Genomic DNA, 25,650 nt, shown 5'->3' with positions numbered 1-25,650 from the left:
CATAAACTGCAAGACCTTGGCAAATAAATCTGCGATTATTGTTGGCTGAACGAATAGGGGGACAAATCTGACTCCTCCTGAATCTGTTTTGCTGGTGAATTAAAGCGCAGACCATACAGCGCATACAAGGATGGAAAATCGGACGGTTTGGACTCAGGCGCCGGCATCTGAATGTCAAGAGAAACGTCCTTGATGGCCGCGTCCACTCGGAGCTTCGTGATCACCTCGGAGGTTAAACAGAGTGCACTGCGCAGCAGCTCTCCGCGATAATCAATCTGATTTTCACACACAGCCATGTAAAATGCCGTGATTTCAGCAATGACCGTTTCCATGAATGTCGGGAGAATAGTCAGCGTGCCGGCCAGAGAAGAGTAGGTGAATTGATTATCGAATAAGTCAGCCGCTATGCCTTTAAGTAAACGCTGCCATTCGGAATCCTTGGCAAAAAACAACAGGGAACTGTTCGGGTGTTTTTTATAGCAATCCTCAATCACTCGGGCAGCCAGTTCAAATTGATTAGCGAGGTGGGCGGCCTGCAGTTTCATAGCATGATCAAACTCCTCCTGCCCCTCTCGAATAGACACCAGCAAGGTTTTAATGACACGGGCATTGTCTTTGGCCTCATGAAAAAGCTGGGCCGCATCGTATTGGGACTGCTGTGTTTCCTTGTGAATACCCGTTGCCTTTTCCAGACAGCCTTTGTGGCTGTCCACTTTTGAAAACGGGTAATTACAACAATAAATTTCATAAATACCTAAATACACCCGATAAATGCTCAACGCACCGGCAAATTGCTGCATAAAAAGCTGAGCCTTCGGCGTGTAGGGTTTTTCCGGTTGAAATTCATACCCCGTATTTACCCGTTTAAGCAATAGCCCACTCTGGGTAACCTGGTAATCCAGTGCGTCAGTAATGCTTATTTTGTCGGACGACTCTGACTGCAGTTTGTCAGCGCGTCCCGCCAGGACTTGTTCTTCCGGCAAACAGTTTTCCATACCGGGCTTAATGCTCTCCCAGTCAAACCATTGCTGCCCGCTGGCTGTTCTTTCATGCAAATCCTGGTTTACTTCATTAAAAAAATAGCTGCAGAGTTGTAATCTTACTTTTTTTAATGTCTTTAAGTAGTTTACTCGCCGCGCTTCCAGCGGGGAGGAAACCTTCTCCATTTGAAGTTGCAATTCTTCCAGTTTACTTTTAGCCATGCCACTCTCCTTGACATCATCCCTGGCGGTAATTTCAACACTACGAGCCGAAGGCTGTCAAGGCGATTATTATTTTTGCGTAAATGTCACGTCTTTCTGGAAGACCTCAGGCAATGAACGCTATAATTAAGAAAGAATAAATCAGTCCTCATCATGAAAAAAAGAATACTCATTATCAATACCGGCGGCACCATCAGCTCCGTGAAAACCGAACACGGTTACGAACCAGCGGAAGGCTATGTGTCCGCGGCCCTGGCGCTGGTGCCTGCCTTGCGTCATCAGGAGATGCCGTTCTACTCCATTAAAGAATACAAGCCGTTGCTTGACTCTTCCAACATGACGCTTAATGACTGGAACTTAATCGCTCGTGACATTGCTGAAGAATATGAGCATTACGATGGCTTTGTTGTCTTTCATGGGACCGACACCATGGCTTACACCGCCTGTGCGCTGTCTTTTATGCTTGAAAATTTAGCCAAGCCCGTCATCATTACCGGATCGCAGATTCCTTTAGCCGAAGTGCGTAATGACGCGCTGGACAATGTGGTCACCTCGCTGTGGTTGTGTGCCCATCAGCCGATCAATGAGGTTTGCATTTACTTTAACCAACGCCTGTTGCGTGGCAATCGCTCCCGCAAAATCAGTGCGCAAAGTTTCGATGCCTTCGACTCGCCCAACTACCCGCATCTGGCTTCCATCGGCATCAACATTGAATTGCATTACGACAATCTGCTGCCACCGCCTTCAAAACCCTTCCATCTGCAACCCATACAGCCGCATTTTATTGCCAATTTTCGCCTGTTTCCGGGCTTTGCAGCGGATGTGCTTAACTACCTGTTGCAACAACCCTTGCAGGGGCTGGTGTTAGAAACCTATGGCGCCGGCAACGCGCAGAATAAGGATCCTCGTTTTTTAAGCATTCTCAAGGAAGCCTGCGATCGCGGCATTATCATCGTGAATTGCACCCAATGCCAGCAGGGGCGCGTCGAAATGAATCAATACGCCACCGGCCATACATTGAAAGAAGCGGGGTTAATCAGCGGCCATGACATGACGCCGGAAGCGGCGCATTGCAAGCTGCTTTACCTTTTGAGTAAAAACCTGACTTCCGGAGAAGTCAGGGAACGCATGGAGATGAACTTGTTTGGGGAGCTCAGTCATTAAACTAGCTGTTGTAAGTGGCCGCGGTATGTAGCTCTTCCTTACTCTCTTCCTTGTCGCCCCCTAACTCTTTGATGGCCATCATAATGCATTTTTTTAGCTCCCCGGAATGAGGTCCCAGTGCAGGACCTGAAACAGTTGCCGAGGCAAAAAACGAAATGGTCACCGGAATTTCTAAGTTCGTACCATGATGCTCAACCAGTTCTTTATTTTTAAGCAGCAGTCGCCGAAGGAATTCCAGCACTCTTTTAGTGCAGACGTCTCTATAATCCTCAAGGTCTTCTTTAATCGTTTTGAGATCTTTGTCGCATTCCCTGATAAAACTCACCACAGCATCCTGTTTTTGTTTTTCCAGGAGATTGAGGGACGTGATTTTGGGATTATGGGTAATGGTTTTTAGTGTGCTTTGCGAGTTATCCCGGTTTTCTTTCACTTTGTGCGCCAGATAAACGCCTGCCCAGTAGCGAAACACGGTCAAAGGGTGTCGTTCTGAATCTTTGGCGTTGTAGGGAATGTCCAATAAACCGGCTGCGGCAAAACGATCATACAGTTGAGTGAGCAGGGTACTGACCTCATTCATGGCAGGCCCGAATGTTCCCTCCGAATAGCCTTTTTCATCGGCTTTCTCTCGTGCTTTTCTCCGGCATTCACTCAATAAATGATTTAATGCCCCGACGTTATTTTCATCCGACGCATCCGATGCCAGATTGCGAATGTCCGTCCGTAATATGTCCGTCAACTCGCGCTTGCATTGAGACAAGCTTTCATCACGGCCTAGCCCCAACCAACTGCACACCGTATTACCTACACTTTTATCTGAAGCCACTGACGTATCGCTTATTTTGGTCAGTTCTTTAATGAGGTATTCTTTCGCTATTTCAAGAAAAATAGTCATTGCACTACTCCTTTTGTCGCAATTTTTTTATCATATCAGTAATTTCAGGATTCGCAACATAAATGCAGACTGTTTAATTCGGCTACGGCCAACACATAAACACGACATAACGCAAGGATTAATTTATTCATGTCATTAGAGATTGTTATTTTAGCGGCCGGGATGGGCAAACGAATGTACTCCGATTTACCCAAAGTCCTTCACCCCTTGGCCGGCAAACCCATGCTTGAACGGGTGGTGGAGACAGCACAACAGCTACGTCCCCAGGCAATTCATGTCATTTATGGCCATGGCGGGCAGCAGATCAAAGAGGCGCTTTCGCATCTATCCGTCAACTGGGTGGTGCAGGAGCAACAACTAGGCACAGGGCATGCCCTGCTTAAAGCCCTGCCTCATTTAAATCCGAAGGCGCAGGTCCTCGTGCTTTCAGGCGATGTGCCTTTGATTCAGGCCGACACGTTAAAGGCACTGGTGACTTCGGCGACAGACGCTCAGGCCTTAACCCTGCTGCTGGCCACATTGGAGGATCCCACCGGCCTTGGCCGCATCGTCCGTAACCCCAATAAGGCCATTGAAGCCATCGTCGAGGAAAAGGATGCGACACCAAAACAACGTCAAATCCGCGAAATCTACAGCGGCATCTGTTGTGCCAGAGTCAGTGATCTCGCCCGCTGGCTGCCGCGGTTAACCAACGATAACGCGCAGGGAGAATACTACCTGACGGAAATCATTACCCTGGCGGTGAACGAAGGCCAAACCATAGGTTCCATGCCCACCCCGCACGTGTTTGAAATTCAAGGCGTCAATAATCGCCTGCAGTTACAGCAACTGGAGCGCATCTGGCAGCAGTACCAGGCCGAAAAACTCATGCTTCAGGGCATTGGCATTGCCGATGCTGCACGGATTGACATTCGCGGCGAATTAGAATGCGGCAAAGACGTTTTCATTGATGTGAATTGCGTTTTTTCAGGCAAGGTGACGCTTGGCAAAGGCAGCCGTATCGGTCCTCATTGCACCTTGACCAATGTCACCCTGGGCGAGCATTGCGAAGTCCTGGGCAACAGCGTCCTGGATGGGGCGGTGCTGGGTGATCATTGCCAGGTCGGCCCGTTTGCCCGCCTGCGTCCGGGCACCCGCTTAGCAGAACACTGTAAAATAGGTAATTTTGTTGAAACCAAAAACGCGGTGTTTGACACCGGCAGTAAAGCCAGTCATTTAAGCTATCTGGGGGATGTCACCTTAGGCAAAAAAGTCAACGTCGGTGCGGGGACCATTACCTGCAATTATGACGGCGTCAACAAACATCAAACCATCATCGAGGACGGGGTGTTTATCGGCTCAGACACGCAATTGGTTGCACCGGTCACGGTGGGCGCCCATGCCACCATTGGCGCTGGCAGCACCATTCGTAAAAATGTCCCCTCCGGCGAACTGACCCTCACTGAAAGCCGGCAGAAAACCGTCTTTGGCTGGAAACGGCCAATCAAAAAAGAACAGTAACCGGCTTAAGCCGGCAGATCTTTAAATCTTGCCGGCCCGGCTGTCCATCAGGCCCAGCGACTGCCGCTTCCTCACCAGGCGGTAGAGCCAGAACACCAGAGGCAATCCTAAAACCACCATCACCAATTTATAAACCCAACTCGTAATCGCCAGACTAAAAATCTGCTCGTAGGGGTAGATGCCGGCAAAAAGCAGGCTGTAGTTGACCAGGCATAACAGGGAAATGGCAATACTGTTAGCCACAAAGAGACGCAGGCTCTGATTCCCCCCTGCGTAGCCGCTTTCCTTTAGGTTCTTAAGCAGCACGGCATTGCAGGTCAAGGTGACAAACAAGGCCAGGGTAGTCGCTGTGATGCGGCGGGGCATAATGAAATGGTAAAAGGGATTGAGATCAAAATAGGACGGTGACGGCAGAACGATCGTCGTCATCAACAACACATCAAAGGTTAATTCACTCAGTAATACCACAAACATCAGACGCAAATTGGCGCGATAATCATAAATCTCGCCCACCAAATTACTGGCAACCAGTAGAAACGGCGACAGGATACCGCTGGCTGGTAAGGTCCAGCCATTGTTAAATGAAACCAGCCGGTACTCGCAGGCTAAGCAGATCAAAGTAATGACGACGGAAAAGCCAAGCAGGTAATGGTAAAAGGGGGACAGCAGATAATCCGGCGGCGTCGACCGGCGAAACAGCCGCAAACGGCTGCCAAACAATAAACCGGCCAGATACAGAATACTGGCGGTGAACATGATGCCGGAAGCAATCATGAGGGAATCGATGTAAATCTGCTGAAAATTAGGCACCTTCGGATCAGAAAAGAGCAGAAAAAAATCCAGGGTAAAAAAACTGAATCCACCGAACAAAGCCAGCAACAGCCGCTTGCGAGGCGACGCAAAGGTGTCATTCTGAGGGGAGCAGCACAGCAGATGGGGGATATAAAAGCTCAAGCCAAATGCGAGGGTAGCGGCGAAAAATTTCTTGGGAATGTCTTCAAAAACAATCTGATAAGCCATGTTGTCGCGGACATAATCCACAGAAGGCAAATTGACTAACAAATAAACCCCAATGGAGAACAGATAAAGAGCAAGCAGCGATTGATGAAGCACCTGCCGTTGCTGGGTCAACGTGCATTCTTTCAAAACCAGCAGATAAAAACAGGCCACCAGAGGGCAAAGCACGCTACTGGCTGTAAATACCATTCCCTGCAGGCTAATGATTTTAAAGGACACATTAATGAGCAGCGGCAGGAAGGTCATCATGGCCACAGAAAGGATGAGGTAATGACGAGGCTGAGATGAAGTCATAGAAATATCATGCAATTTGCCAATCTGAGGGCAAAATAAAGCCTTTACCGTGGCTGTTTACAAATTGTCCACTAATATAGCATTATTTCCATAATTTTGGCAAATTTATTGCAACCAGCACCCTGCCTCTTCCGAGTCCTCAGTCTCCATGGTGCTTGAGGGGTTGGAATCCCCGCTGTCATTTGCTTTAAATGACGGGAAAAACAGGCAGGAATAGCCTGAATGAGTGCAGGGGGTTTTAGGCGGCTGGTAGTAAGCGCTCATTTCCTTATGAAACTCACTGCTTTGTTTGCGGCAGTCCTCAAGCAGGATGTCGGCTATTTCGGCGGATTCTTCATTCACAAACTGCTGCAGACGCTCATGGTCAATCATGGCATTGTGATCAATTAAGGCAAACACTTCTTTTTCTATCGTCAGTATTTCTTTTACGGCCGCCGCTTTTTGACCTGGATTTTTTAAAAAAACAAACTCTTTTTTATAGAAATCAGCCGTCGACAGGACAAAGTAACTCTCATCCTGTTTAATATAAAGAATCATCAGGCCTAACAGCAGTTCTGCAAAGGCATCGGCGTCCCATTTGCGTTTATGGTAATTTCTATCGGATTTAAACTGGGTAATGAACTGGTGATTCAGCACTGCATCCTTAAGCGCCCCCCCTAAAATACGGTTAGCCCGCGCAACGTATTTCAGTAAATCAAACGTATAAAGCGGCGCATCCTTGTCGATAACCAGCTTAAGCGTCAACTGATTCATTTTAACCTTTAGCAGGTCGATGATCGAATCCGGCATCACTCCGAGCAGCACAGCGGGTAAGGAGAGGTAAAAATGCTCCGTCACGGCGAGAACAGTCTCCTCATTGAGGTTTTTATTCAATGGCAGACGAAGAATGGCATTCTGCAAGTGGTCAAGAAAAAGGTACCCGGTCGCGGACTTAAAAAAATGAGGTGGAAAAGGGGCTGAATTCACGGCACTAAACAACGATAACGATGGATCGTCAAGCTGTTTTTTCAACGATGCCCTGACGATGGCGGTAACATTAGCCGGCGTTAACGGGCTATTGATTTCCCATAAGAAAAGATAAAGCCGCTCTGAGGCAGCAATTAAATCCTCTTCTGTTTTTTGATTGAGGGATAAATCATACACTTCCTTGTGCAGGTGAACATAGAATTCCTGACCGGAAGAAGTCTTGAAAAACCCATTCGGGAACTGCTTGAAATCGTTTAAGTCTAAAAGGGGCGGGACTTTCTCGTTTAAGTGTTTTTTTAATGCATTCCCAGTGGAGAGGATTAAATTCCTGATGGCCGTCTGGGTTAACTGAATACCTGCCAGTTCCCATAAAATCAAATACAGTCGGTCGGCTGCGGCCACAATCTCACGGGCATTATTTTCCTGACCACTGACCAGCAGATGATACAATTCCTTTTCGACATGCAGGGCGAATGTCTGGCAGGCGTCAGTGGTCCACCACGAATTGACGCCGCCAATTTTTTGGTACAACACCCGCGCGGTTTCATTGGGTATGCCGCTCATGTGCACAATGGCCTGGAGAATAAACGCATGATCATCGTTGGGCAGGGTGTAAATCCCATGGAGAATGTCTAACAATTTGCTCAACACACCAAAGCAGGTCTCCAGCGACAGGAGTCCTTTCCCCTCATCAATGTGCTGAACAACTTGGTTAAACATCAGGATCACTTCTCGCCGAAGGGTGTCTTCAGTCGGTGTTTTAGGCCCAAGCGGTTGCTCTTCGGCAGACGAGTCACTGGCAGACGAATCACTGCTGACCGACTGTTCTTCCTCCGTGACGCTCTCGTCCTGAACAGCGGTCTCCTCATTCAGGGGAGTTCCCTCATAAACGAAAATGTCTTCGCTGAATGACGCCTCCGCTTCCTTTTTCTTCAGATCCGGCGTGCCTTGCGCTTGGAGATGCTTTTTGTTTGGCCATTTTAATGACGACATCGTCGCTCTGATGCACTCCTCCGCCTCCGTGAGCAGATCGCTAAGAGGTGTTGTATTCTGAGGGTTCCTCTGGGTTAGAAAATAGTCATACGCCAAGTCGCTCAACTCGACCTTCATCCGCCACAGGCGTTCTTTATTGCCCTGGTAGTCAATCACTCCCAAATCGACGCCATGCAATGCAGATACCCCTCTGATTTCAACCGGGGTATTACTGGCACAAATTTCCAGAGAATGCTCAAGGATAATATCGACATAGAATTTGGCCGCTTCACGTTCTTTTTCAGACACGTAATGATCAACCAGGCTATACAGCAGTTTATAAAACCATTCCATGGTGCTAGAAACTGAAGGAGTGATACCCTATCATGTCACAATAACCTGCCTACTGAAAGGATTGTTCATGGCGAAATATCGGCGAAAAGCTTCGGCCAAAAGCGGCATGTTGCCCGGTTCCGCGGTGTATGTCGGGGACAAAGAGCCGCAAGCAACCCAAGTCATCATCCATGTTTTTGATGCCAACTCCTATCATCGCTATGACCACTTTAGTGCCGAAAAAATTCATGAAGCCCTTGCTGCCCACCAGAATGTATGGGTGGACGTGCACGGCCTTTCAGACAGCAGCAGCATTGCAGACTGGTGCAATGAATTCCACATTCATCCGCTGGTGATTGAGGACATCTTAAATACCCATCAACGTCCAAAGCTCGACATCCTCGATGACAGCCTTTTTATTGTTCTACAATTGCTGGACACATCCAGTGACGAGGTGACTTACCAGCGCGAGCAATTCAGCATGCTGCTTCGCAAAAATCTGTTATTCACTTTTCGGGAATCGTCGCGTTTTAACCTCACTTCGTTGTACGAACGATTAAGTAATCCCCATTCATTGGTCTGTCAGCACCGCATGGAGTACTTGGCCTACCTGCTCATGGATACGATTGTTGATGATTACTTTAATTTTGTGGAAGAGACGGAGAAAAAATTAGGCGAGATTGAAGACATCATTATCATTAACCCCTCCGCCATTTCATTGCGCGAACTCTATACCATCAAGCGCCGCACCATGACGCTTCGCAAAATCATCGCACCCATGCGAGACATCGTCCATTTGCTGATAACCGAGCATGCCCGTCTGATTGATTCCCATTATTATCTTTACTACCGTGACCTGCATGATCACAGTATCCGCCTGGTTGAATTAATTGATCTGCATCGTGAAATGTCAACCGGCATGCTGGAAATTTACCTGTCGGCCGTCAATAATCACATGAATGAAACCATGAAAATTTTAACGTTGTTTGCGAGCTTGTTTATCCCCTTGTCATTTATCGCCGGGGTGTACGGCATGAATTTTGAATTCATGCCGGAATTAAAATGGCGCTATGGTTATCCCGCCATTTTAACCTTGATGATCCTGCTCGCCATGCTGATGTTTTATTTTTTCAAGCGCAAAAAGCTGTTATAAACCCCTTTAGAACAAGGGGTCTGCATTTAACCCAGGGGATCCTTCCCCAGACTTTTGCTGCTGGAATGGGAACTTATACCCATCAGGCTGGCCGGATCTAAATCGTCTTCATTTCTGCTATTCACCTTCCTCGCAAAAAAATCACTGGTTAAGGGATCTTCCCTCAGACTCTTGCTGTCAGAATTGGAACTTATCCCCATCAGGCTGGCCGGATCTAAATCGGCTGCATTTTTGCTACTCGCCTGCTTCGCAAAAAAACCACCGGTCATCAAAAGACTCGGAGAATAGTCCTTGTTGTCGCGCGTTGCATAGCCCTCTTCTGGTAGAGGTTGCGGCGTTGAAACCTCTCTGGAGCCATGGATTACCTCGTCTGGTGAGAGCAGAGTTTTCTTGATAACAGATTCGGACTTTTCCCCCTTTTTTTCTTTTTGAGGTGAAGACAGATGCAGGTATTCCATCTGCCTTAAATTTTCCTGCTCCGGCAGATCGACAATGTGCATGGCCTCCAGACGCCGGCGGAAATCCGACAAGCGTTTCATGAATGGCTCATTGCCCATCAGTTTTAAGACAAAGGCCACAACACCCGGCGGGGCTCCCAAGAACCCCGCAACCTTCGCCGAAATTTTAGGTATTTTTGTGGCGGCGGCAACAAGCAGCTTTTGACTGTATTTTTCAATCAACTGAATCGCCGCAATTATCCGGGTGCGCAGACTTTCCCAATTGGGTTCGACCACCGGATCGCGATAAAACGCCTTTTTCCCATGCAGCATGCGGGGCAAAAAGATGATTTTTGCCGTCTGTGTCGACGGGTGGTACCACAGGGTTTTCATCACAGCGAATACCTGCGCCCAGGGGATAACAGATTCGTTTTTAAGCATTTCGGGGATTTTGGCCTTCAGTCCATAACCGATGACATCCAGTCCTACCTGCAGGCCGGCCTTGTAAAGCCTAATGGGATCAGGCACTTGCCGTTTTGATTCGGCAACGGGCGGTGGAAGACGCATGTGCGCGGCGACAGCGATGAGCATCACTACCCCTGTCTGGTTGATGATGGTTTCATACAATGCCCGAGGAACGCCCGTCCTGTTTTCAAGGTAATCATTCACGTAATACGACAGGACGGTATGGGTGATGCCCAGTACCCAGGCATATTCAGGGTATTCTTGCAAATAGGCTTGCACATGCTTTGGGGCCATGCCTTTTAAAACCGAGGTCAGAATGTAGTCGCCTGTGTGCTTGGCGGCGAGGCCATGGCCGGCTACAGGACCCACCACAGGAATCCGTTTGACCCCCTGGTTGATCGTGAGATCGGTCAGGGTATACTTAACCAGATCACTCAATGCGCCAATGATGCCACTTAATTTTGATTCGTCCTTGCTGATCTCCCCCATCCTGTCCAATTGAGGATTCGCCGAGGTAATGGTGCCGCTCGCCTCAATCGAGACCGTGGCCAGGCGGATACCTATCTGGATGCGTTTACGGAATGCGTAGGCTGTGTGAGTCGTCCTTAAAAGCATCAGCGCCAGGGATAACGCCGTACTGGTGCTTAGCCAGGGCTGCCCTTCACTGCCTTCAAGTGCGGCCAGCAGAATGGATTCAAGGTTTTTTTCGATTTGGTAGGCGAGCACCAGAGCGCCGTAATCCTCAACACCAATGCGGGTAAGATGCCCAAACGTGCGGCGAGTTTTGGGGTGCAGAAGAGCAGCCTTCAACACGTGAGGCAAGGCCGCCACTTCTTCTGTCAGCCCAATCAGCGTGTTATACGAGAACTTTGCCGTCTCAACCGCGACCGCGGGTAAAGACACCGAATTCAAGGTGTATTTAAATGTTACCGCTTGCGTCCAGGCTGACTGTGCCCAATCACTGGCTGTTTTCCAAACATCATTCCATCCCATTTAGCTCTCCTGCAAACAGTGGAATTTCATTCTAGGGTGAATGCTTACTAATTACCAGATCCGCCGGTTTTTTTTACGAAGGAAAGTTATTTTGTTTTATCAGGGTATTCGCACAAATCGAGGATAAGGCACTGTGGACAACGGGGCTTGCGGGCGACACAGACATAGCGTCCGTGAAGAATCAACCAATGGTGGGCATCCTGCAGAAATTCCTTATCCACCCTGGCCAGTAAATTCATTTCCACCGCGAGCGGTGTTTTACCCGGAGCAATGCCGGTGCGATTGGCCACCCTGAAAATGTGCGTATCCACCGCCATGGTGGGCTGGCCGAAGGCGGTATTAAGCACCACATTGGCGGTTTTTCGGCCGACACCCGGCAATGACTCCAGGGCTTCGCGGTTATCCGGCACCTGGCCGTGGTAGCGTGTCAGCAGAATCTGGCAGGTTTTAATGACGTTGGCGGCTTTGCTGTTATAGAGTCCGATGGTTTTGATGTATTCTTTTAATCCATCCTCCCCCAGCGCAAGCAACGCCTGCGGGGTATTGGCAATGGGAAAGAGGCGCGCTGTTGCCTTGTTGACGCTGATGTCAGTCGCTTGCGCAGACAACATCACGGCAATCAGCAGTTCAAACGGTGAGCGGTAATGGAGTTCGGTGGTGGGGTGCGGGTTTTGCGCGCGAAAGCGCTCAAAAACTAGCCGTCGTTTGTTTTTATCCATTGGTTTTCTTTTTTGCTTCAACCCGCGCCAGCGCCTGAAGAATGTACTCCTGCTTTGCCTTTAAATCCTGTTGATTGCTTTCCTGAAGAGCCAATCGGCTTTTTTGGCGGTATTGCTGTTGCTTTTCATGTTCTTCGCGCAAAAGACGCGTTTGGCGGGCGCGATGGCGCTGACGCGCCAGTTGGCGGTCATACTGCGGCTCCTCAAGCGGGTGCAAATCAATGCAATCCACGGGGCAGGGCTCAACGCATAGACCGCATCCGGTGCATTCATGGGTGATAACGGCATGCATGCGTTTGGCGCTACCAAGGATGGCGTCCACAGGGCAGGCCTGGATGCATTTGGTGCACCCGATGCATTCTGCCTCGCGAATACGCGCAAACGCCGGTGCACGGGTATTGAGTTCTACTGCGGCAAGCAGCGGCTTAACATCCACATTCAGCAATTGACCCAGGGCCTTTACGGTATTGACACCTCCGGGCGGGCAGCGATCGATGGTGGCCGTGCCGTGTGCCAGGGCTTCGGCATAAGGCAGACAACCGGCATAACTGCATTCCCCGCATTGCGTCTGAGGCAAGCGTGCGTCAATGTCTTCGACCGTGGCCATTATTTAACTTTCATACCGGGTTGCGCCCCGTCGTCCGGATTGAGCAGAAAGAGTCCTTTGCCGTCACCTGCCGCCAAGACCATGCCTTCCGATACGCCAAAACGCATGGTACGCGGTGCCAGATTAGCGACCATCACCGTCAATCGGCCAACCAGTTGCTCCGGCTGATAGGCGCTCTTGATACCGGCAAACACCTGTTTTTGCTGCTCGCCCAGATCGAGTTGAAGCCGCAGCAGTTTGTCAGCGCCTTCAACGGGCTCGGCCGCAATGATACGGGCTATGCGTAAATCGATTTTGCTGAAGTCGTCAATCGAGACTGTGTCTTCCTGAGCAGGGCTCTGCATTTTCTTTTCCTCACTGGGCTTCGCGGCCGTTGACTTGCCTTCACTCAGCATGGCATCAATTTTTTCGCGTTCAACACGGGTTATCAACGGAGTGAAAGGGTGAATGGTATGATTAAGCAAGGGGGCATCCACAGTAGACCAGTCAAACGGCGCACAATTTAGAAAAGCTTCCGCTTCCCTGGCCATGTCAGGAAGGACTGGTTTTAGGTAAGTCATCAACACGCGGAATAAATTGAGGCCCATGGTGCAAATGCGCTGCACCTCGGGAAGGCGCTCATTGTCTTTAGCCAGCGTCCAGGGTTTATTGGCATCGATGTATTGATTCACCCGGTCAGCACATTCCATGATCAGTCGGACAGCACGGGCATAATCGCGTTGCACAAACGCGTCAATCACCGCCGGCTTAACCGCCAGTAAATCCTGGTAAAGCGCAGGCTCAGACAATTCGGCGGCCAGGCGGTTATCAAAGCGTTTGTTGATGAATCCCGCACAGCGGCTGGCAATGTTCACCACCTTTCCGACCAGATCCGCGTTTACGCGATTAATAAAATCATCAAAATTTAAATCCAGATCATCCACACGCCCATTGAGTTTAGCCGCAAAATAATATCGCAAGTATTCTGGATGCAAATGCTTAAGGTAAGTCCGCGCCTCGATAAACGTCCCGCGTGACTTGGACATTTTCTGCCCTTCCACGGTTAAAAACCCATGGGTGTAAACCGCGGTAGGCAAGCGGTGGTTGCTGCCCGCCAGCATTGCCGGCCAGAACAGGGCATGGAAATAGACAATGTCTTTACCGACAAAATGATACAGCTCCGTTTGAGAATTTTTATCCCAGAATTCATCAAAGGACAGCCCCTTTTCGTCGCAGTATTTTTTAAAGCTGGCCATGTAGCCTATCGGCGCATCCAGCCACACATAGAAATATTTGTCCGTTTGACCAGGAATGGGGAAGCCGAAATAAGGTGCATCCCGCGAAATATCCCATTGCTTTAAGCCGGCGGCAAACCATTCATCCAGCTTGTTGGCGACTTCCGGCTGCAGATGGCCTTTCCGCGTCCAGTCTTTTAAGAGTTGCTCGTAGCGTGGCAAATCAAAAAAATAATGCTCCGACTCTTTTTCAATGGGGGTGGCGCCGGAAATGGCAGACACGGGATTCACCAAATCCGTCGGCGCATACGTCGCACCGCAGGCTTCACAATTATCACCGTACTGATCGTTCGCGCCGCATTTGGGGCAGGTGCCTTTCACATACCGGTCGGGCAGGAACATCGCCTTCAATGGATCATAAGCCTGGCGAATGGTTTTGGTCACGATATCGCCATTGGCTTTAAGCCGTTCGTAAATTAAACCCGCCAGGGCCTGATTTTCCGGGGAGTGAGTGGTATGGTAACAATCGTAAGCAATGGAAAAGGCTTTAAAATCGTGTTCATGGCTGGCCTTCATTTCTGCAGTCAGCGCCTCCGGCGTGACACCCATCTGCTCGGCCTTGAGCATGATCGGCGTACCGTGCGCATCATCACCACAAATACTGATGCACTCATGCCCCAGCATTTTATGGGTACGAACCCAGATGTCGGTTTGAATGTGTTCAACGAGATGGCCCAGATGCAAATGGCCATTGGCATAGGGCAGCGCGCTGGTGACCAGCATTTTTCGAGAATCGCTCATACGTTTGCCTGCGCAGTCAAAATGGCCGATTATAACTCATGATTGTCAAGAATGCATGACAGAGAAATAAAAAAACGCGGCTTACGCCGCGTTAACAGAAACAGGGACCGATTAGGAAGTGAAAACGGTCGACGTGCTTGGATTGTGGGTTCCCTCGTCATGGTGTAGAGGGGGCAGGACAGTCGGCTTGTCGTCTTTAACCTCTTTTTTGTCATCTTTTTTGACGTCTTTTTTGTTCTTTTCAGTCTCTTCCTCTTCCAGATCGTCCTCGTCTTCAAAGGAAGTAAGCGTTTTGTTAGGGGGTTGTCCACCTAACATTGCCATAGGATTTGGAGAAAGCAATCCTCTTTGGGGCGCTTTTGGAGAATTGTGCGACTCATTGTCTGATTCTTCATCGTCAACCAATGGGCTGAAGGCTGGTTTCTTCTCTTTTCCTGGGGGATTAATCCAGCCATCCAGCAAATTGGTTAGTTTCACACCCAAGTTCCATACTGCGGCAAAAGCCAATGTGGCGGCAGTACCTAAAGCACCCACAACAAAAGCACCAGCCACAGGCGACATTGCTGTAATCGCTGCACCAATCGCAGGCGCGTTAACTGCGAGGAAACCGGTTATAGTGACAGCCACAGGCGGAACGAAAAAAAACAGTGCGGTCAGAACAGCACCAGCCAGCAGGGCCAGTAAAACCGCAGTGACTAATTTCCAGTTATTTTTTAACCACTTTAACATTGATTACTCCTTTATTATTTTTGGCTCAAAGCGGGAGCCATCATAGCAGCATTCACCCATGCATGAAACAAAAATGTGCAGTATGTTGTAACGTTTCTGTAAAGGAGCAATTTTTTTACTTTATTCATCCGCTTACATAACGCGTAGGGTCGATAATGCCCGCTTCATTGAAGCCTTTCCTGCGGTAGGTGCAACTGTCGCAGCGACCGCAGGCCACCCCTTCAGGCGTAGCCTGATAACAGGAAACAGTCAGACTGTAATCCGCGCCACAGGCCACTCCCTGGCGAATCGTTTCCGCCTTGCTCCAGGCAATTAACGGGGTGTGAATCACCGTTTTACGGCCCTCTATCCCGGCTTTGGTGGCGAGATTGGCCATGGTTTCAAAGGCGGCAATGTATTCCGGCCGGCAATCGGGATAACCGGAATAGTCAATCTGGCTGACACCGATGAACAGATTAAAGGCCGCAAGCGTTTCGGCAAACCCCAAGGCCACCGATAAAAAAATGGTGTTGCGTGCCGGCACGTAAGTGACCGGGATTTTGCCGTCACCGCAATAATCCGGCACAGCCACCGACGCGTCCGTTAAAGCAGACCCTTTGAATTGACCGATATCCAGAGTAAACACGTGATGCTCGATGGCTCCTAACTGGCGGGCTACGCGCTTGGCTGCCTCAAGCTCAGCGTTATGGCGTTGGCCATAATCAAAACTCAGGGCATAACAGGCGTAACCCTGCGATTTGGCGATAGCAAGGCAAGTGGTGGAATCCAAACCGCCGGACAATAAAACAATGGCCTTTTTCATGATTGCTTACCCGAAAAACCAACAAGGGCGGCCATCATAGCATACTCTGAGGCAAACCCGGGCTTAAATCCCTGATGGCCGGTGATTGCCAATTTCAGCCGGATACTGCTAAAATTCGCGCAATTTGCATGTCCATTGGATGAAGATGTCAGCACTGTATCCTGTTATCCTGGCCGGAGGGTCAGGTACCCGTTTGTGGCCCTTATCCCGTAAAAACTTCCCCAAACAGTTTTTATGTCTGCAGGGGCAACACTCCTTATTACAGGAAACCATGAAGCGGGTGACAAGCCTTGCCTGCGAGCAGATTCTGGTGGTCAGCAACGACGCACATTATTTTCTTTGCCAGGAGCAACTGGAGCAATTGCAATTGGCTCAAACGCCGCAATTGACCTACCTGCTTGAGCCCTGCGCCCGCAATACGGCACCGGCCATTACTGTCGCCGCTCGTCATCTGGTCGATCAGGCCGGTCGTGAGGCCCTGATGCTGGTTTTGCCTTCCGACCACTGGATAGCCGATGCCTCCGCCTGGCAAAAAGCCATGACCCAGGGTTGTCGCTATGCGGCGGAAGAAGACGTTATCATTACCTTTGGCATCCGTCCTGACAGTCCTAAAACCGGCTATGGTTACATCGAGGCCGGCAATGAATTGGCACCGGGTGTTTTCGCATTGCAATGCTTCCGTGAGAAACCGGATGCCGCTCTGGCCGCCTCCTTTGTAGAGGAGGGGCATTATTACTGGAACAGCGGCATGTTTGTCTGCCGCGCCGGCGTGTACTTGGATGAAATTGAACGGCATGCGCCGGATATCGCCAGCCAAAGCCAGCAGGCTTTGAGCAAGGCCCATCATCACCAGGATTTTATTCGCCTGGATGACGAATCGTTTTCCCAATGCCGCAGTGATTCCATCGATTACGCGGTCATGGAAAAAACCAGCAGGGCGGTGGTTATTCCTGTCGACATTCAGTGGAGCGACCTGGGCTGCTGGACGTCGGTCGCTGAAGCCAATACCCTGGATGAGCAGGGCAATGTCCTGCACGGCAACGTCATTGCCAAAGAAAGCCACAATTCCCTCATCAGCAGCAGCAGTGCCTTGATCACGACCTTAGGCATTAAAAACCAGATCATTGTCGCCACGCCCGATGCCGTGCTGGTTGCCGACAAGAGTTATTCGCAACAGGTGAAGGATCTGGTGAACTCCCTCACCGGCGACAATCAGCAGCTGGTGGATGATCACCAGCGCGTCATGCGCCCCTGGGGCTATTATGAAATTTTAGCGGAGGGCCCTGCCTTCAAGGTCAAACGCCTGATGGTTAAACCGGGCGCCCGCCTCTCCCTGCAGAAACACCAGCATCGCGCTGAACATTGGGTCGTAGTCGGCGGTGAGGCTGAGGTTGTAAATGATGAAAAAATCATGCACTTGGAGGCCAATCAATCCACCTACATCCCGCCCAAGACCCGCCATCGACTTTCAAACCCCGGAAAACAACCGCTTTTTGTCATTGAAGTGCAAAGTGGCCATTACCTCGGCGAAGACGACATCGAACGCTTTGATGATATTTATCAGCGCAAATTGGTTGATTCTTAGTAATTTAACCGCGTTTTACAGTAAATAATTTTTCAACAGTGTAAATTTCATATTCACAGCTTGTGCACCAAACATCTGCTATGTTATAAAATAGTACAGATTGCGCGATTAATTGTGTGCTTTTAATCACCAGTCTTCTGATTATGAGGTGATACATGAGTGCAAAATCTAACGAACTGTTATTAACCCCCCAGGCCTTATTAAGCCAGTCAGGCATTGCCGCCGCCGGTGATTTTTATAAATTCCGCACTCAAGTTAATCTTCTCACTCGTGAAGAATTAGAAAAATTACAGGATTACGTTCCTGCGCTTTTACCGTTCTACCTTACCGAACTGGCCACCATTAATTCGGCCAGCTTTAAATATCTCAACAAGACCCAAAAAAAGGTTCAACTCGACAAACTGAGGCTGATTTATTTTTTGCTTTATGCCCAATATCAACTCGACTCCGTGCAGGGCAGACAATATAAACTGCGAGGATACAAAGAGTCCATGGATGTATGCGCAGGTTTTATTGATCACTTGACAACGCTTTCTGAGACAAAAAACGACCCGCTTGAGCAGCAGCATCAGGTTGAACAGGGGTATAGCGAGAAATACCTCAAATTCAGCGGCAGACTCGTCGGCTATTGGCTTGCCGAACGCCTCCAGGAACTCTACGGTCTAAAAGATATTGAAGAGGACTTAGACAGTAACAAAGTCAACGAACTGCAAGAAAACAAAAAGCAAAAATACAAGGCAGATAGAGAAGCCTTTGCCGCTCTCGAAGGCATTGAGGCTGAGAAAGTAGAGCAAGGCGAGTTCAGAAGTGGGGTAACTGCCTACATCAAAAAACAGATGCGAGCCATTAACGAGCGTCGCCTGTATTGGGTATGGGGAGGCGGCATGCTCGCCAGCGTGCTTGACTTGTTGTCGGATGACTTCTTCAACAAACAACAAACGCAGGCCGCGGTCTCCTACCCATCACCCTTTACCGGCTACATGAGTTGGCTGCTCTACTATGCCCGCTTTGCTCTCAACATGACCTTAGTATTGAAACATACCTTTGTTGGTCCGTGGATGACTAAGGAAGAGAAAGAAGCCGCCAAGTTCAGCACCCCCTGGCAACGGTTTACAGGCGAACTCAAAGAACGCAAATATGCTTTGCTGAATGATTCCATCTGGGCAACGGCCAATCTGGTGTGTTTCTTCTGGTTAAAAGGACCCGGGGTTTTGGGTTGGGGGGGTAATATAGCCACTGCCGCCCTGCTGGCTATGGATTTAGTTCTCACGGTGATCCGTTATTTTGAAGAAGAAGCCGATCACAAAAAGCATATCATCATGCTTAATGAAGCCATTATCCAGCTTCAATTAGCGCCCGGAAATGAAGCACGGATTAAAGAACTTGAAAAAGCCATCGTCCAGGCGGAGTTTGACTGGAAATATAAAAAATACGGTACACTCACCGACATTGCCTATGCTGCCGGCTTAATGGTCGTATTTACTGCTTTCTTTTGCTGTGTTGCCTTTCCGGGACTAGTGGCGGCGCCTACCTTAATGATTCTCTCCGCGGTTGGAGCCGCTTTGTGCTTTGCCTTGACTGTAGCCTATTCCGCAGTCTCCAGCGGCATTGAGATTGCCAAAACCAAAGGAACAGCGGAGCAGATTAAAAAACAATACAATGAATCGTTTGAAGAATTTAACCGCCTGAAAAAAGATTACGATGAAAAATCTGCGCATTTACTTGATGTTGACGACAAGGAACTCGATGAATTGTGCAATAATTTACGGGTTCACTATCTGGTTCTTCGCGATCTCGAGGCGGATGTCGATTATCAGAACCGTACGGCTCGTTTCCAAAGTGTGAAACTGGTTCACTCCATTTTTGTCGATGCCTGTATACCGACATTGATTTTTGCAAGCTTCACGTTCATGCCTCTGCCCATTGCTATTGCTGTTCTGGCGGCGGGCTTGTTGTTGGCGGGATTGTCTTATCTGCTGATTAACCAGTTTAAGCCTGAACCGTCTGAAAAAGCAGTTTTAGGAGACCAGGATAAGGACTTTTGGAGCTTCCTGGAGGAACCGGTCAACCCCTTCAATAAACCAAAAACAGCAAATGCACGCGGCTTTTTCAGCCATCCTGAGGCGGTGGAAGACGAGAAAGCGCCGTTAATTGATGCTGGTAGCGAATCGAAGCCCGACCCTGACTCACCCGCCCCCGATTTATTAACCTTTTAAATCATCTCCACCTCATCCTGCCCAATAAGGAAGTTGGGTATGATGATAAAAAAGTGTATAATTGCACAATTTGTTGTTCAATTTCCTTGCGACCATGAATCTTGATAAACACTATGACGTGATTGTTATCGGCGGCGGCCATGCCGGCACTGAAGCCGCTATGGCAGCGGCACGCCTCGGGTGCCAAACCCTGCTTTTAACCCATAACATGGATTTACTGGGGCAGATGTCCTGTAATCCGGCCATAGGCGGCATAGGCAAAGGCCATCTGGTTAAGGAAATTGACGCGATGGACGGTGTCATGGCCTTAGCTGCCGATGAGGCGGGGATTCAATTTCGCACCTTGAATGCATCCAAAGGCCCGGCTGTGCGGGCAACCCGTGTTCAGGCGGATCGGGTGCTTTACCGTCAAGCCATACGTCAACGTCTGCAACGGCAAGCGAACCTCACTCTTTTTCAACAAGCCGTGGATGATTTGATTATTGAACAGGGACGCGTCACCGGGGTAGTCACCCAACTGGGTTTAACCCTGCGTGCCAAAGCCGTGGTACTGACTGTCGGCACGTTTCTTGGCGGGAAGATTCATGTCGGCATGAATAATTATGCCGGCGGCCGCGCAGGGGATCCGCCAGCCATTGCCCTGGCCCAGCGGTTACGCGAACTGGAGTTACCCGTCGGCCGCTTGAAAACCGGCACACCGCCGCGCATCGACAGCCGTTCGCTTGATTACTCCCAGATGGAAGAACAGCCTGGCGACACGCCGGTCCCTGTCTTCTCGTTCCTTGGTCATGCCGGCATGCACCCCCAGCAATTGCCCTGTTACATTACGCATACCACCGCAAAGACCCATGAAATTATCCAGGCCAACCTGCATCAATCCCCCATGTACGCCGGGGTCATTGAAGGCGTGGGCCCGCGTTACTGCCCTTCCATTGAAGACAAAGTCGTGCGTTTTGCCGACAAATCCTCCCATCAGATTTTTGTTGAACCGGAAGGGCTGACCAGCGATGAGATTTACCCCAACGGCATTTCGACCAGCCTGCCTTTTGAGGTGCAGGTCGCCTTCGTCCGAACCATTAAAGGCTTTGAAAATGCACACATCACCCGCCCCGGTTATGCCATCGAATACGATTATTTTGACCCGCGCGGTTTAACCCCCTATCTGCAGACTAAACCCTTGGCCAACCTGTTTTTCGCCGGTCAGATTAACGGCACCACCGGCTATGAAGAAGCCGCAGCACAAGGCATCATTGCCGGCATGAATGCGGCATTGCAGGTTCAGGAAAAGGCATTGTGGTGTCCCCGCCGCGATGAGGCTTATATTGGCGTCCTTATCGATGATCTGATTACCTGCGGTACTCAGGAACCGTATCGTATGTTCACGTCCCGCGCGGAATACCGTCTGTTACTGCGCGAAGACAATGCCGATTTACGCCTGACCGAAAAAGCGTATCAATTGGGCATGGTGTCACACCATCGCTGGCAGGCGTTTTGTGAGAAGCGGGAAGCCATTGAGCGGGCACAGGCCGCATTGAAAGACACACTTATTCGCGTCAGTCACAATGACCTGCTTCAGCCCCTGCTTGAAAAACCCCTGCAGCAGGATTGCCGTGCCGCCGAATTGTTGAAACGACCGGAAATCACTTATCACCAATTGCAGAGCATTGCTGCCTTTAATCTGCCTGTTTTGCCGGCGGAGGTATCCGAGCAGGTTGAAATTCAAAGCAAGTACGCAGGCTACATTGAACGTCAGCAATTGGAGATTGAACGTCTGCGCAAACATGATAATACCCAGTTGCCGGCCGACTTCGATTACAGTCAGGTAACCGGATTATCGACGGAAGTCATGCAAAAACTAACGCGCATTAAACCCGTCACTCTGGCACAGGCCGGGCGCATTTCCGGCGTGACGCCTGCCGCGTTGTCGTTGCTGTTAATTCATCTTAAAAAACAACGGACACCCGCATGAAAGCACTAAGACCACCGGCCCCTCTTCTGCGCCAGGGACTAGAACAATTGGGATTGCCTGATTTCAGTGAACCCCTGCTGGCTTATCTGGTATTGCTGGAAAAATGGAATCATGTTTACAATTTGACAGCCATCCGCGATGTGCCGGCGATGGTAACCCGCCATGCGCTGGACAGTCTGGCCATTTTGCCTTTTCTGCGCGGCCAATCCCTGATTGATGTCGGCACCGGACCGGGCTTGCCGGGAATCCCGCTGGCCATTGCCCGCCCCGACTTAAACCTCGTCTTGCTCGACAGCAATGGCAAAAAAACCCGCTTTCTTGAGGAAGTTAAAAGGCAATTGCAGCTCGATAACATTGAAATCGTACAATCCCGGGCAGAAAACTACCACCCTTCCCCTGCTTTTGATACAGTAATAAGTCGGGCATTTAGCGATTTGTCGCAAATGATTGGCTGGACTAAGCATCTGGTGGCAAAAGACGGTCTCTGGCTCGCGATGAAGGGCCGTTACCCTGAGACTGAATTGGCCATGATTGAGTTCCCATACCAGGTCCATCCTTACACAGTTCCCGGTCTTGACGGGGAACGATGCGCGGTCGTTATCAACAATCACTAATCAAGGATACAACACCATGGCGAAAGTCATTGCCATTGCTAACCAGAAAGGTGGCGTAGGAAAAACGACGACCGCCATCAATTTGTCTGCGTCCATCGCAGCGAACCGCCAGGCGGTACTGCTCATTGATCTCGATCCCCAGGGCAATGCCACCATGGGCTCAGGCGTTAACAAGAATGAACTGGTTCACAGCAGCAACGATGTGATTCTTAGGGATTGTCTGGCGGAGCAAGCCTGTTTAAAAACAGTCTACGGATACGATTTAATTCCCGCCAATGGCGATTTGACAGTGGCAGAGGTCAGCCTCATGGAAAGAAACCATCGTGAAACATTCCTTTTCAAAGCCCTGCAGCCGTTATTAAGCAACTATGATTTTATTTTGATTGACTGCCCCCCGGCTCTCAACACATTGACCATCAATGCGCTGGTGGCTGCAGATTCGGTGCTGATTCCCATGCAATGTGAATATTACGCGCTCGAGGGTCTGGCCGCCCTGATGTCAACCATTGAACAAATTAAAGCGGCAGTTAATCCCCGCCTGCACATTGAAGGTCTGCTGCGGACTATGTATGATGCGCGCAATCGTCTGTGTGCCGAAGTATCCAAGCAATTACTGGAGCACTTTGGCAACAAAGTCTACCGCACGGTTGTACCGCGCAATGTGCGTCTTGCTGAGGCGCCAAGCCATGGCATGCCCGCCCTGCAATACGACAAATCGTCGCCTGGCGCTGCAGCCTACATGGTTTTAGCTTCAGAAGTCATCAGCAAGCAGACAGTAACCGGTTAAAATCAGAGGTGCATTATGGCAGTTAAACGTGGTGGTTTAGGTCGAAACTTATCGGTTCTCTTAGGGCAGACAGCGGCGCCTGAGACTAAGAACCCCGATTCGCCTTTGACCCTGTCACCGGCCTGTCTTAAGCCCGGGAAGTACCAGCCGCGTACTGATTTTTCCGAGGACACACTCGCCGAATTGGCCGAGTCAATCCGTCAGCAGGGACTGCTACAGCCGTTAATTGTGAGGCCCCTTAACGACCAATGCTATGAAATCATTGCCGGTGAACGCCGCTGGCGTGCCTCGCAACTGGCGGGATTGACCGAGGTGCCGGTCATTGTCCGCACGGTTGATGATGAAACAGCCATGGCCATTGCCCTGATCGAAAACCTGCAGCGCGAAGATTTAAATGCACTCGACCAAGCCAGGGCCATGCACCGCCTGACCCATGAATTTGCTCTGACGCATCAACAAGTGGCTGATTTACTCGCTAAATCAAGAACCGCCGTCAGTAATTTTCTCCGTCTTTTAACCTTATCAGATGAAGTGAAACGTTTATTGGAGCATGGCGATTTAGACATGGGCCATGCCCGCGCCCTGCTGATTCTTAGTGATGAGCAGCAAAATCAGGCAGCCCAGTTAATTGTGGCTAAAAATTTATCGGTTCGTGAAACAGAACAACTGGTCAAACGAATCAAAGAAGGAAAACCTCAACCGTCAGCCGTTGCCATTGACGTTCATCCCGAGGTCAAAAATCAGTTGCACCATCTTTCACAGCAGCTGAAAGCCAAAGTTAAACTCAAACAGGGCAAGTCAGGAAAGGGATCATTGGTGATTCATTACAATTCAGATCATGAGTTGCAGGCAGTTTTACAGCAAATGTTGGGGTAGTTATGGACCTATTGGGGGTATTACTCTTCTCAGCATGACCAACCATGGCTTTTACCAATGACCCTGTATAAAAGGTAGAATCTCTGTTTTTTGCATTGGCTTTTGACCAGTCTTCATAAAAAAAGTTCTATACTCACAAGATAGGAAGAATGGTCAATCAGGGAAAGACGATGCCTTGTCAAAAATGTGATTCCACAGCAACCTATCAACTGTCTGGAAACTACCAGCTGCTCGTTTCGCCTCCACGCGGTCATTGTTATTCAAAATTAATCAATCACCTGACTCAGTGTCATTATAAATTCAGCACCAGGGAAGGGGGAATTATTGAGTTATTTTTTTCGTCCGAAGAAGCCAAAGACTTAGGCCATGCCCTGGAGTGCTGTTTTTCACAGGCAGAACTGGAAGACAGCAAGGCCGTTTTGATGCCCATGGATGCTCCCGACCGCTGTATAGAACGGGTACTGAATCACACGCACTCATTAAAAAAGGTGGTCGGTCTATGTCTGTCTCAATGGCTGGTCGAACTCATCACCAATAAGGGATTAACCACCTTCTGCCAACCCATTTTACACAGTGACACCCTTAAACCTTACGGTTTTGAGTGCCTGCTGCGAGGAAAACAAGGCGATACGGCTATTGTCTCCCCGGCAGATCTGTTTGGGGCGGCAAAATCCAGCGAGTTGCTTTTCTTATTGGATAAAAACGCCCGCATCTGCCATATAGAAAACATGAGTAAGATTGATATCTCTGAAAAGAAATTATTCATTAACTTCAACCCAACTGCCATTTACGATCCACTTTTTTGCCTGACGACAACAAATCAATCATTAAAGAAAACCGGCATTCGCCCATCCCAGATTGTATTTGAAGTCACAGAAAGTGATGAAGTGAAGGATAAAAAGCATTTATTAAAAATAATCGATTATTACAGAAACCAAGGTTATGGCGTGGCGCTTGATGATTTAGGCTCAGGTTACAGCTCCTTAAATTTACTCACGGAGTTACAACCGGACTACATCAAACTGGATTATGAATTGGTTCATCAGATTCATACCAATGAATTCAAGCAAATCATACTGGAAAAAATTGGTGAGATGGCCACAAAACTTAGGATAAAAATGATCTGCGAAGGGATAGAAAGCGACGACGAACTGCAGATAATAAAACAGTATAGCATTGATTTTTATCAAGGATTTTTATTTGCAAAACCCATGCCCTACGAACATATTCCTGATTATATCCAGACGATTGACGGATAGGCTGGCTGTCAAAAGAAACTCTTATGGGTAAATTTATCAGGTCCCAGTCGATACTCGTACAATGGCCTACCTATAAAAAAATGC

Annotated in this window: 20 protein-coding genes; 10 read left to right on the top strand and 10 right to left on the bottom strand. The window is 49.3% G+C overall.

What is annotated here, in order from left to right; genetic code table 11:
- Window positions 1-35: 35 nt before the first annotated feature.
- Complete coding sequence (locus tag DYE45_RS00610) at window positions 36-1,202, bottom strand: hypothetical protein (RefSeq protein WP_108291252.1); 1,167 nt, start codon at window positions 1,200-1,202, stop codon at window positions 36-38.
- Between the two features lie 153 nt (window positions 1,203-1,355).
- On the opposite strand from DYE45_RS00610, the gene ansA reads away from it, so the two are divergent.
- On the top strand, window positions 1,356-2,366 hold the full coding sequence (gene ansA, locus DYE45_RS00605) for an asparaginase (RefSeq protein WP_108291250.1): 1,011 nt from the start codon (window positions 1,356-1,358) through the stop codon (window positions 2,364-2,366).
- A 1-nt stretch (window position 2,367) separates the two neighbouring features.
- Here the strand turns inward: ansA and DYE45_RS00600 are convergent, their stop codons facing one another.
- Complete coding sequence (locus DYE45_RS00600) at window positions 2,368-3,258, bottom strand: hypothetical protein (protein WP_108291248.1); 891 nt, start codon at window positions 3,256-3,258, stop codon at window positions 2,368-2,370.
- A gap of 129 nt (window positions 3,259-3,387) precedes the next feature.
- Here DYE45_RS00600 and glmU point away from each other — a divergent pair, with 129 nt between their 5' ends.
- Complete coding sequence (gene glmU, locus DYE45_RS00595; RefSeq protein ID WP_108291246.1) at window positions 3,388-4,758, top strand: bifunctional UDP-N-acetylglucosamine diphosphorylase/glucosamine-1-phosphate N-acetyltransferase GlmU; 1,371 nt, start codon at window positions 3,388-3,390, stop codon at window positions 4,756-4,758.
- A 21-nt stretch (window positions 4,759-4,779) separates the two neighbouring features.
- Here glmU and DYE45_RS00590 read toward each other — a convergent pair whose 3' ends face one another.
- Together DYE45_RS00590 and DYE45_RS00585 are read right to left on the bottom strand one after the other, a co-directional pair.
- Entirely contained in the window at window positions 4,780-6,069 is a 1,290-nt protein-coding gene (locus DYE45_RS00590) for a VUT family protein (protein WP_108291244.1), read from the bottom strand.
- Between the two features lie 105 nt (window positions 6,070-6,174).
- Window positions 6,175-8,361: a hypothetical protein gene (locus DYE45_RS00585; RefSeq protein WP_108291242.1), complete on the bottom strand. Its 2,187-nt coding sequence runs from the start codon at window positions 8,359-8,361 to the stop codon at window positions 6,175-6,177.
- A gap of 67 nt (window positions 8,362-8,428) precedes the next feature.
- Here DYE45_RS00585 and corA point away from each other — a divergent pair, with 67 nt between their 5' ends.
- Window positions 8,429-9,493, top strand: a complete 1,065-nt coding sequence (gene corA, locus DYE45_RS00580) for a magnesium/cobalt transporter CorA (protein WP_115300255.1) — start codon at window positions 8,429-8,431, stop codon at window positions 9,491-9,493.
- Between the two features lie 26 nt (window positions 9,494-9,519).
- Here the strand turns inward: corA and DYE45_RS00575 are convergent, their stop codons facing one another.
- From DYE45_RS00575 to queC, 6 genes are all read right to left on the bottom strand, one after another.
- Complete coding sequence (locus DYE45_RS00575) at window positions 9,520-11,388, bottom strand: hypothetical protein (protein ID WP_108291238.1); 1,869 nt, start codon at window positions 11,386-11,388, stop codon at window positions 9,520-9,522.
- A gap of 86 nt (window positions 11,389-11,474) precedes the next feature.
- Window positions 11,475-12,107 carry an endonuclease III gene (nth, locus tag DYE45_RS00570; protein WP_108291236.1) on the bottom strand — a complete coding sequence of 211 codons (633 nt, stop codon included), beginning with the start codon at window positions 12,105-12,107 and terminating at the stop codon, window positions 11,475-11,477.
- Window positions 12,100-12,714 carry an RnfABCDGE type electron transport complex subunit B gene (locus tag DYE45_RS00565; RefSeq protein WP_108291234.1) on the bottom strand — a complete coding sequence of 205 codons (615 nt, stop codon included), beginning with the start codon at window positions 12,712-12,714 and terminating at the stop codon, window positions 12,100-12,102. Before DYE45_RS00565 ends, nth begins: the two co-directional genes overlap by 8 nt.
- Entirely contained in the window at window positions 12,714-14,729 is a 2,016-nt protein-coding gene (metG, locus tag DYE45_RS00560) for a methionine--tRNA ligase (RefSeq protein WP_115300254.1), read from the bottom strand. Before metG ends, DYE45_RS00565 begins: the two co-directional genes overlap by 1 nt.
- Before the next feature lie 111 nt (window positions 14,730-14,840).
- Window positions 14,841-15,458 (bottom strand): hypothetical protein, encoded by a 618-nt coding sequence (locus tag DYE45_RS00555; protein ID WP_108291230.1) that lies wholly within the window; start codon window positions 15,456-15,458, stop codon window positions 14,841-14,843.
- A 124-nt stretch (window positions 15,459-15,582) separates the two neighbouring features.
- Window positions 15,583-16,260: a 7-cyano-7-deazaguanine synthase QueC gene (gene queC / locus DYE45_RS00550; protein WP_108291228.1), complete on the bottom strand. Its 678-nt coding sequence runs from the start codon at window positions 16,258-16,260 to the stop codon at window positions 15,583-15,585.
- Between the two features lie 145 nt (window positions 16,261-16,405).
- On the opposite strand from queC, the gene DYE45_RS00545 reads away from it, so the two are divergent.
- The 7 genes from DYE45_RS00545 (at window position 16,406) to DYE45_RS00515 (ending at window position 25,566) form a co-directional block, all read left to right on the top strand.
- A complete protein-coding gene (locus tag DYE45_RS00545) occupies window positions 16,406-17,845 on the top strand; it encodes a mannose-1-phosphate guanylyltransferase/mannose-6-phosphate isomerase (protein ID WP_242602668.1) in 1,440 nt (479 codons plus the stop codon).
- Between the two features lie 155 nt (window positions 17,846-18,000).
- The gene (locus DYE45_RS00540; RefSeq protein ID WP_108291224.1) at window positions 18,001-20,061 is read left to right on the top strand and encodes a hypothetical protein; all 2,061 of its coding nucleotides are present in this window, start codon (window positions 18,001-18,003) and stop codon (window positions 20,059-20,061) included.
- A 94-nt stretch (window positions 20,062-20,155) separates the two neighbouring features.
- Window positions 20,156-22,030: a tRNA uridine-5-carboxymethylaminomethyl(34) synthesis enzyme MnmG gene (gene mnmG / locus DYE45_RS00535; RefSeq protein WP_108291404.1), complete on the top strand. Its 1,875-nt coding sequence runs from the start codon at window positions 20,156-20,158 to the stop codon at window positions 22,028-22,030.
- Window positions 22,027-22,644 carry a 16S rRNA (guanine(527)-N(7))-methyltransferase RsmG gene (gene rsmG, locus DYE45_RS00530; RefSeq protein ID WP_115300253.1) on the top strand — a complete coding sequence of 206 codons (618 nt, stop codon included), beginning with the start codon at window positions 22,027-22,029 and terminating at the stop codon, window positions 22,642-22,644. Before mnmG ends, rsmG begins: the two co-directional genes overlap by 4 nt.
- 16 nt (window positions 22,645-22,660) lie before the next feature.
- Window positions 22,661-23,431: a ParA family protein gene (locus tag DYE45_RS00525; protein ID WP_108291220.1), complete on the top strand. Its 771-nt coding sequence runs from the start codon at window positions 22,661-22,663 to the stop codon at window positions 23,429-23,431.
- Window positions 23,432-23,446: 15 nt separating this feature from the next.
- On the top strand, window positions 23,447-24,307 hold the full coding sequence (locus tag DYE45_RS00520; RefSeq protein WP_108291218.1) for a ParB/RepB/Spo0J family partition protein: 861 nt from the start codon (window positions 23,447-23,449) through the stop codon (window positions 24,305-24,307).
- Between the two features lie 170 nt (window positions 24,308-24,477).
- Entirely contained in the window at window positions 24,478-25,566 is a 1,089-nt protein-coding gene (locus DYE45_RS00515; RefSeq protein WP_108291216.1) for an EAL domain-containing protein, read from the top strand.
- Window positions 25,567-25,650: the final 84 nt, after the last annotated feature.

The sequence above is a fragment of the Legionella taurinensis genome, assembly GCF_900452865.1.
Taxonomy (GTDB): domain Bacteria; phylum Pseudomonadota; class Gammaproteobacteria; order Legionellales; family Legionellaceae; genus Legionella_C; species Legionella_C taurinensis.
This window is presented reverse-complemented; position numbering and strand designations above follow the sequence as displayed.

Bases quoted from the DNA above. Each gene is read 5' to 3' on its own strand.
- DYE45_RS00610 (WP_108291252.1), bottom strand. From the start codon at position 1,202: ATGGCTAAAAGTAAACTGGAAGAATTGCAACTTCAAATGGAGAAGGTT.
- ansA (WP_108291250.1), top strand. From the start codon at position 1,356: ATGAAAAAAAGAATACTCATTATCAATACCGGCGGCACCATCAGCTCC.
- DYE45_RS00600 (WP_108291248.1), bottom strand. From the start codon at position 3,258: ATGACTATTTTTCTTGAAATAGCGAAAGAATACCTCATTAAAGAACTG.
- glmU (WP_108291246.1), top strand. From the start codon at position 3,388: ATGTCATTAGAGATTGTTATTTTAGCGGCCGGGATGGGCAAACGAATG.
- DYE45_RS00590 (WP_108291244.1), bottom strand. From the start codon at position 6,069: ATGACTTCATCTCAGCCTCGTCATTACCTCATCCTTTCTGTGGCCATG.
- DYE45_RS00585 (WP_108291242.1), bottom strand. From the start codon at position 8,361: ATGGAATGGTTTTATAAACTGCTGTATAGCCTGGTTGATCATTACGTG.
- corA (WP_115300255.1), top strand. From the start codon at position 8,429: ATGGCGAAATATCGGCGAAAAGCTTCGGCCAAAAGCGGCATGTTGCCC.
- DYE45_RS00575 (WP_108291238.1), bottom strand. From the start codon at position 11,388: ATGGGATGGAATGATGTTTGGAAAACAGCCAGTGATTGGGCACAGTCA.
- nth (WP_108291236.1), bottom strand. From the start codon at position 12,107: ATGGATAAAAACAAACGACGGCTAGTTTTTGAGCGCTTTCGCGCGCAA.
- DYE45_RS00565 (WP_108291234.1), bottom strand. From the start codon at position 12,714: ATGGCCACGGTCGAAGACATTGACGCACGCTTGCCTCAGACGCAATGC.
- metG (WP_115300254.1), bottom strand. From the start codon at position 14,729: ATGAGCGATTCTCGAAAAATGCTGGTCACCAGCGCGCTGCCCTATGCC.
- DYE45_RS00555 (WP_108291230.1), bottom strand. From the start codon at position 15,458: ATGTTAAAGTGGTTAAAAAATAACTGGAAATTAGTCACTGCGGTTTTA.
- queC (WP_108291228.1), bottom strand. From the start codon at position 16,260: ATGAAAAAGGCCATTGTTTTATTGTCCGGCGGTTTGGATTCCACCACT.
- DYE45_RS00545 (WP_242602668.1), top strand. From the start codon at position 16,406: ATGTCAGCACTGTATCCTGTTATCCTGGCCGGAGGGTCAGGTACCCGT.
- DYE45_RS00540 (WP_108291224.1), top strand. From the start codon at position 18,001: ATGAGTGCAAAATCTAACGAACTGTTATTAACCCCCCAGGCCTTATTA.
- mnmG (WP_108291404.1), top strand. From the start codon at position 20,156: ATGAATCTTGATAAACACTATGACGTGATTGTTATCGGCGGCGGCCAT.
- rsmG (WP_115300253.1), top strand. From the start codon at position 22,027: ATGAAAGCACTAAGACCACCGGCCCCTCTTCTGCGCCAGGGACTAGAA.
- DYE45_RS00525 (WP_108291220.1), top strand. From the start codon at position 22,661: ATGGCGAAAGTCATTGCCATTGCTAACCAGAAAGGTGGCGTAGGAAAA.
- DYE45_RS00520 (WP_108291218.1), top strand. From the start codon at position 23,447: ATGGCAGTTAAACGTGGTGGTTTAGGTCGAAACTTATCGGTTCTCTTA.
- DYE45_RS00515 (WP_108291216.1), top strand. From the start codon at position 24,478: ATGCCTTGTCAAAAATGTGATTCCACAGCAACCTATCAACTGTCTGGA.